Source organism: Mesorhizobium sp. M7A.F.Ca.ET.027.03.2.1 (assembly GCF_003999175.1).
In the GTDB taxonomy this organism is placed as follows: Bacteria; Pseudomonadota; Alphaproteobacteria; order Rhizobiales; family Rhizobiaceae; genus Mesorhizobium.
On sequence record NZ_RZOM01000822.1, the window covers coordinates 1 to 2,855 of the forward strand.

At 64.8% G+C, this 2,855-nt stretch carries 2 protein-coding genes and 1 pseudogene; all 3 read right to left on the reverse strand.

The annotated features are described in order from the left end of the window. Positions 1–86: 86 nt before the first annotated feature. Positions 87–1,757, reverse strand: coding sequence for a urocanate hydratase (hutU, locus tag EN750_RS27480; protein ID WP_127398555.1), 1,671 nt, complete (start codon positions 1,755–1,757; stop codon positions 87–89). 27 nt (positions 1,758–1,784) lie between these two features. Continuing rightward, entirely contained in the window at positions 1,785–2,603 is an 819-nt protein-coding gene (hutG, locus tag EN750_RS27485; RefSeq protein ID WP_127398557.1) for an N-formylglutamate deformylase, read from the reverse strand. Beyond that, positions 2,603–2,855 (reverse strand): annotated as a pseudogene (locus EN750_RS27490) (histidine ammonia-lyase); the annotation flags it as partial. The pseudogene EN750_RS27490 and the gene hutG, both read right to left, overlap by 1 nt.

Consider the following 2,855-nt stretch of genomic DNA (forward strand, 5'->3'; position numbering starts at 1 on the left):
TGCCTAGCCCTCCGCTATGGCTACGGGCGTTCGAAACTCGAAAAGCCGATTCCGCGGCTTTTCGCCTGCCTGCGGCCGGACGTTTCTCACCCGAGAATGCCGGGCAAATTGAGCTGGTGCTCCTTGGCGCATTCGATGGCGATTTCGTAGCCGGCATCGGCGTGGCGCATGACACCGGTCGCCGGGTCGTTCCACAACACCCGCTCCAGGCGCCTGGCGGCCTCGCGCGTGCCGTCGGCGACGATGACCATGCCGGCGTGCTGCGAAAAGCCCATGCCGACGCCGCCGCCATGGTGCAGCGACACCCAGGTGGCGCCGGACGCCGTGTTGAGCAGCGCGTTGAGCAGCGGCCAGTCGGATACCGCGTCCGAGCCGTCCTTCATGGATTCCGTTTCTCGGTTCGGCGAGGCGACCGAGCCGGAATCGAGGTGATCGCGGCCGATGACGACAGGCGCCTTCAGCTCACCCTTGGCCACCATTTCGTTGAAGGCGAGGCCGAGCCTGTGGCGGTCGCCAAGGCCGACCCAGCAGATGCGCGCCGGCAATCCTTGAAAGGCGATGCGCTCGCGCGCCATGTCGAGCCAATTGTGGAGATGGGTGTTGCCGGGCGTCAGTTCGCGCACCTTGGCGTCGGTCTTGTAGATATCCTCAGGATCGCCGGAAAGGGCTGCCCAGCGGAACGGCCCGATGCCACGGCAGAACAGCGGGCGGATATAGGCCGGCACGAAGCCGGGGAAGGCAAAGGCGTTCTCGAACCCCTCCTCCTTGGCCACCTGGCGGATGTTGTTGCCGTAGTCGAGCGTCGGCACGCCGGCGTTCCAGAACGCCACCATCGCCTCGACATGTTCGCGCATGGAAGCGCGTGCCGCCTTCTCGACCACCTTGGGGTCGCTGACGCGCTTCTCGCGCCACTCGGCCATCGTCCAGCCCTTCGGCAGGTAGCCGTTGATGGGATCATGCGCCGAGGTCTGGTCGGTGACCATATCGGGGCGAATGCCACGCCGGAACATTTCCGGCACGATCTCGGCCGTATTGCCAAGCAGGCCGACCGATTTCGCCTCCCCGGCCTTGGTCCAACGCTCGATCTTTTCCAGCGCCTCGTCGAGCGTGTCGGCGCGCTCGTCGACGTAGCGGGTGCGCAGGCGAAAATCGATCGAGTCCGGGTTGCATTCGATTGCGAGGCAGCAGGCGCCGGCCATGACGGCGGCGAGCGGCTGGGCGCCACCCATGCCGCCGAGACCGCCGGTCAGGATCCATTTTCCCTTGAGATTGCCGCCATAGTGCTGGCGGCCGGCCTCGACGAAGGTCTCGTAGGTGCCTTGCACGATGCCTTGCGTGCCGATGTAGATCCACGAGCCGGCCGTCATCTGGCCGTACATCATCAGGCCCTTCTTATCGAGTTCGTTGAACTTTTCCCAATTCGCCCAGTGCGGCACCAAATTGGAGTTGGCGATCAGCACACGCGGGGCGTCCGGATGGGTGCGGAAGACGCCGACCGGCTTGCCCGACTGCACCAGCAAAGTCTCGTCATCGGCCAGCGTCCTCAAGGAGGCGACAATGCGGTCAAAGTCGTTCCAAGTGCGCGCCGCCCGGCCGATGCCGCCATAGACGACCAGTTCGTTGGGATTTTCAGCAACATCCGGATCGAGATTGTTCATCAGCATGCGCAGCGGCGCTTCCGTCAGCCAGGAGCGCGCGCTGATTTCGGTGCCGCGCGGGCTGCGGACTTCGCGGATGTTGTGGCGAGGATTGTTCATGGCGTCACTCCATAAAAGGACCTGATGTCAGACGCGCGCCCAGGATGTCGCGGTCTCGAGGATTTTCCGCAGCGTGGCGCGGATCGGTGCTGCGAACTCGGCGTCATAGGGCACCGGCCAATTGTCCGGCGTACCCTTGCCATCTGGCTCGCGCATATAGCCGCGGTTGGAGAGTTCCATCTGCAGCGCATGCACGCCTTGTTGCGGCTGGCCGAAATGGCGTGTGATCCAGCCGCCCTTGAAGCGGCCGTTGATGACAAAGGTTTCACCGGTTTCGGCCATGATCTGGCCGACCATCGCCTGCAGCGTCGGATCGGCGCTCCTGCCGTCATTGGTGCCGAGATTGAAAATCGGCAGCGTGCCTTCAAACAGGCGCGGCAGCACTGAACGAATCGAGTGGCAGTCATAGAGCACGATCTTGTCGTGCAAGCCACGCAACCGGTCGATCTCGACCTGCAAGGCGGCATGGTAGGGCACGAAGAATTTTTCGCGGCGCTCGTCGATCTCCGACGGCCCCGGTTCTTCGCCCTCGCCGTAGAGCGGATCGCCATCGAAAGTCTCGGTCGGGCAAAGGCCGGTCGTCGCCTGGCCGGGATAAAGCGAGGCGCCGGAGGGATCGCGGTTGACGTCGATGACGGTGCGCGAGATCGCGGTGTGCACCACCGTCGCCCCGAGGCCGGCAGCAAAGTCATAGAGATTGTCGATCCACCAATCGCAGTCTCGGCGGCCGAGCCAGGGCGAGACCAGCCGATTCTCAAGGCCGGCGAGGTCGATGCCGGTGTGCGGTATCGACACCAGCAACGGGGCTGTGCCGGGCGTGACCGTCAGCCAGGGCGCGCTTGCCATCACATCGCTCCGGAAACCGACGGCAGAGCCACGCCGCCGGCGGCCTCGATGGCCGCACCGCTGCGCACCATGGCGATGGCTTTTTCCATATCGGGGTGGAAATGGCGGTCATTGTCGAGATGCGGCACTTCGGCCCGGACCAGCTTGCGCACTGCCTCCAGGGCGTCGCTCGAGGCCAGCGGCGCATGGAAATCGCAGCCTTGGGCCGCGGCCAGCAATTCGATGCCGATCACGGCGGGGGGGTTCTCGGCC

Bases quoted from the DNA above. Each gene is read 5' to 3' on its own strand.
- hutG (WP_127398557.1), bottom strand. From the start codon at position 2,603: ATGGCAAGCGCGCCCTGGCTGACGGTCACGCCCGGCACAGCCCCGTTG.
- hutU (WP_127398555.1), bottom strand. From the start codon at position 1,757: ATGAACAATCCTCGCCACAACATCCGCGAAGTCCGCAGCCCGCGCGGC.